The organism is Moorena bouillonii PNG, assembly GCF_001942495.1.
Classification (GTDB): domain Bacteria; phylum Cyanobacteriota; class Cyanobacteriia; order Cyanobacteriales; family Coleofasciculaceae; genus Moorena; species Moorena bouillonii.
Genome location: NZ_MKZS01000001.1, coordinates 4,407,127 through 4,410,994, shown reverse-complemented (window position 1 = coordinate 4,410,994; position 3,868 = coordinate 4,407,127). Strand labels below are relative to the sequence as shown.

The following is a 3,868-nucleotide window of genomic DNA, read 5'->3' as shown; positions in this document are numbered from 1 at the left end:
AGCTTATACAGTCTACTTTTTAGCTCTCATGTCGCCCCCCCAGGGGTTTTTCCCTTATTTTAAAATATAGGGCGATCGCATTCGGTAGGGTAGGGTGGGCAAATTTTGAGAGTTTGGCAATTAGATCAGTTATCATATCCATTTGCCCACCCTACAAGAGCGTACGCAGTACTCCCTGTTCCCTGTTCCCGACTCCCGACTCCCGACTCCCGACTCCCGACTCCCGACTCCCTATTCCCTATTACTCTACTCGCTCACCAGTCAAGCTAAAGGCACGAGCTTCAGTAATTTTAACTAGAACTAGCTCACCTTTAAGGTGATTAATATCCCCAGTGAAGAACGTGAGACGATTTCCTTTGGTTCTGCCCATCACTTGAGTCTTGTCTTTGGGATTCTGGTCTTCCACCAGCACTTCCTCAATCCGTCCCAGATAACGTTGCGATCGCTCAGCTGCTTTTACGGCAACTAGGTGGTTGAGACGTTGAAGGCGATCGCATTTGACCTCCTCAGGGAGCTGATTTTCCCACAATGCTGCTGGTGTACCAGGACGAGGGGAATAGGCAGCGGTATTGAGCTGGTCAAAGCCAATATCGTCTACTAGTTTTAGGGTATTTTCAAATTGTGCTTCCGTTTCCCCAGGAAAGCCCACAATCGCATCTGCACTAATCGAAGCATCGGGCATATACTCCCGAATGGTATTAATAATCCGGCGATATTTCTGGTGGGTATAGCCCCGTGCCATAGCTTTGAGAATATCGTTATCCCCAGATTGGAAGGGAATGTGGAAATGTTCGCACACTTCCGGCAACTCGTGACAGGCGCGGATTAGCCGTTCTGTAAAGTAGCGGGGGTGACTAGTAGCAAAGCGGAGCCGCTCAATCCCCGGTATATTGCTAACATAATACAGTAAATCTGTCAAGGTGTGCTGATGCCGCCCCGATTCAGTCACCCCTGGTAAGTCACGTCCGTAAGCATCAATATTTTGTCCCAAGAGGGTGATTTCCTTATACCCTTGCCGTCCTAACTCCTCCATTTCTGCCCGAATCGCTTCTGGAGTACGGGATTGCTCTAAACCTCGGACATTGGGGACTACACAGTAGGTGCAGCGTTCGTTACAACCATAAATTATATTTACCCAGGCGCTAATGCTGCTGTCCCGTCTTGGTTTAGTGATGTCTTCAACAATATGAATTGGTTCTGTAGCAACTAGCTGGTTGCCATCAAATACCTGGTCTAGCAAATCCCCTAAACGATTGGCGTGTTGCGGTCCCATGACTAAATCAACTTCTGGGACTCGCCGCAGCAGTGCTTCTCCCTCCTGTTGTGCCACACAACCCGCTACTACCAAGGTCAGGTCTGGTTGTTGGTGTTTGCGCTTTGCCTGTCTTCCTAGGTAGGAATAAACCTTTTGCTCAGCATTATCTCGAATAGTGCAGGTGTTGTAGAGAATTAAGTCAGCCTCGTTGGGATTTTCTGACCACTGGAAGCCGATATCTTCTAGGATTCCAGCCATCCGCTCGGAGTCGGCTTTGTTCATCTGGCAGCCAAAAGTGGTGATATGGTAGCGGCGGGGAAATGAGGTCATCTTACGTTAAACAGCTAAGGATTCGATCAGGGGATCTCCTCTAATTATAGATTTGTTAGACCTACTCTTCTTTGTGATCCCTCTGCCAAAGGTCAACTACACCCCTAGACAAAACCTATAGATAGTTAGCAGCATTTTTCTCTAATCAACATTTTATTAACCAGAAGTTTGGTCTGCTTGCTTTACCTTGATTGACTCTTTAATTATATCCGTAAATACACCTATTTTAAACATCAAGCTATTTCTCTATATCCCTAAAATTCTCGTTTTTATTGGATTTTAATTAAGTTAAACTAGTATTTTTTTGCTTGTTTTATTATTTTTAATATTTTTTTATTACTTGATTATTTATTTAAAAATCATGCGGATATTGCTGAAAAAGTTGTGAAGTAATGAGTATAAACTTTGAGCAAGGTCACCACAATGGTTTTTCAAAGCTATATCTTGTTGTCTACTCTGTTAGTTACGGTTTTAGGAAGTAATTTTTACCTAGGTGAGTCTAGTTTTCGAGAGGGATATCAGTCTGATTATTTTGAACATCAATTACTAGCTGTACAGCAGGAAAGCTGTCCTCCAGGAAGCGGACGGCGAGAGACTTATGATTGTTTAAGTTGAAAGTATTTAACGTTAATTATTTAGCTAGATACTGCAGTAATTAATAGCTAAATTTCAGGTGAATTGATCAGGTAAATTGAAAAGACTACTACCTGGATTTCCACTGACCATGAAAGCTGAAGGGGATAACCTTTGGTAATCCCAGACGACATATCGGTTCTTGATTTAGGGTGTTTCTACTAAATACCATCACTTCACTAGTATCAGAATTTCCGTCATACACAACTGTTAATATCCAACCCTGGTCAGGATTAAGGCTATCTGGTGCATAAACGGGTTCCGAGAGATAGCGATTTTCCCCTAAATCAGCCACAATCAAGGTGCCAGTTTTGTGGTCAAAACATCCAATTGCACCCAATAATTCTTTACTAATATCGACCACTTCGCGATGTACTGATAGATAAGTATGAGATGAGAATTGTCCTACTAGCTGTTGCGGCACCACAGGAAATTCACAGCTTCTATCCAACAACTGTTGTAACTGCACAACCTGACCAGTGTCAGGATTGAGTCGGGCTTGCCAAAGGGTTCCTTTCGCTTTGGTCTTAGTTTGACCAGTGGCAACTTCTTTCAAATACTGATTGGTCTGAAAGTCACCATAACGGACAAAATCAATCACGATCAAGCCATCTTTCTCCACATAGCCATTGCTGAAGTGCCACTGATACCAGGGTTCAGCTTCACCGCGACTGACTACACTAAGGCTGTCACGGTCTACAATAATAATTTGGGTTGACTTATTTGGATGCCACTCCATAGCATCACCATAGCTGCACCAACCTAGAGCTACTTTTAGGAAATTCACTCGCACTGGGGGTACAAAAAATACTAGATACGGCCCTGCCAGAACAAAATCATGGACTAATGGCAAACCCTCTAACTGTACTGACCCTTGTTTGATAATTTTGCCAGTGGAGTTGCTCTTGTAAATGTTGAGTCTGCTATTAAGTTCAGCAGTCAGTCCAAAGTTGAAAATCTCTCCAGTTTTGGGATCAATCTTGGGATGGGCAGAAAAGCTTGCTCCTTTGCCTAGGCCAGATAAGTCATCAGTGCCTCTGGTTTCTAAGGTTTGCAGGTCTAAGGCATGGGGATGACCACCTTCCCATAGGGCTAACAATTTATCTGGTAATGGTAGCACTGAGGTATTGGCAGCATTTTTAACTGGCTTACTCCAGCGTTTCCAGATAGGTCCTGGTGTTGTCATGCCATAGTTGGGGTACAGTAATTTCTCAGCAGCAGCTTCTGCTTGATAGCCAGAGGTTTGGACGTAGCGATAAACTCCTGTGGCACCAGCAGGGGTAAAATGTACTGCTAAAATCGCCCCATCACCATCAAACCAATGTCCAACCGGTACACCACCTCGCTCTAACCGTGCAGGACCATTTCTATACAGAGAACCTCGCAACCCTTCTGGGATTTTGCCAGAGATGACCGGCAGGGCAGTAGGCGGAAATTCTGTTGCCGGTTTTGCGATCGCATTCGCCCAGCCTTTTGTTGTAGATGCTTGAGGGATCATGTTTTAAAGGGAACAGGGAACAGGGAAGAGTGTGGGGAGATGGGGAGATGGGGAGATGGGGAGATAGGGAGATAGGGAGATAGGGAGATCTCACAGGGGTAGGTTTTTTACATTTGGGTCGGGAGTCGGGAATCGGGAGTCGGGAATCGGGA

The 3,868-nt window shown here is 44.8% G+C and carries 4 protein-coding genes and 1 pseudogene; 2 read left to right on the top strand and 3 right to left on the bottom strand.

From position 1 onward, the window contains the following. Nucleotides 1-105: 105 nt before the first annotated feature. Nucleotides 106-270: a hypothetical protein gene (locus BJP37_RS39460; RefSeq protein WP_158069644.1), complete on the top strand. Its 165-nt coding sequence runs from the start codon at nucleotides 106-108 to the stop codon at nucleotides 268-270. Here BJP37_RS39460 and miaB read toward each other — a convergent pair. Beyond that, entirely contained in the window at nucleotides 242-1,585 is a 1,344-nt protein-coding gene (miaB, locus tag BJP37_RS17955; protein WP_075900759.1) for a tRNA (N6-isopentenyl adenosine(37)-C2)-methylthiotransferase MiaB, read from the bottom strand. The two genes, BJP37_RS39460 and miaB, sit on opposite strands and share 29 nt — an antisense overlap. 423 nt (nucleotides 1,586-2,008) lie before the next feature. Here miaB and BJP37_RS17950 point away from each other — a divergent pair, with 423 nt between their 5' ends. After that, a complete protein-coding gene (locus tag BJP37_RS17950; protein ID WP_075900757.1) occupies nucleotides 2,009-2,200 on the top strand; it encodes a hypothetical protein in 192 nt (63 codons plus the stop codon). 88 nt (nucleotides 2,201-2,288) lie between these two features. Here the strand turns inward: BJP37_RS17950 and BJP37_RS17945 are convergent, their stop codons facing one another. Next, nucleotides 2,289-3,674, bottom strand: a complete 1,386-nt coding sequence (locus tag BJP37_RS17945; protein WP_229415581.1) for a carotenoid oxygenase family protein — start codon at nucleotides 3,672-3,674, stop codon at nucleotides 2,289-2,291. After that, nucleotides 3,586-3,868 (bottom strand): annotated as a pseudogene (locus tag BJP37_RS42650) (hypothetical protein); the annotation flags it as partial. The gene BJP37_RS17945 and the pseudogene BJP37_RS42650, both read right to left, overlap by 89 nt.

What these genes read in the sequence shown, in the direction of transcription:
- BJP37_RS17950 (WP_075900757.1), top strand. Translation starts at nt 2,009, where the DNA reads ATGGTTTTTCAAAGCTATATCTTGTTGTCTACTCTGTTAGTTACGGTT.
- miaB (WP_075900759.1), bottom strand. Translation starts at nt 1,585, where the DNA reads ATGACCTCATTTCCCCGCCGCTACCATATCACCACTTTTGGCTGCCAG.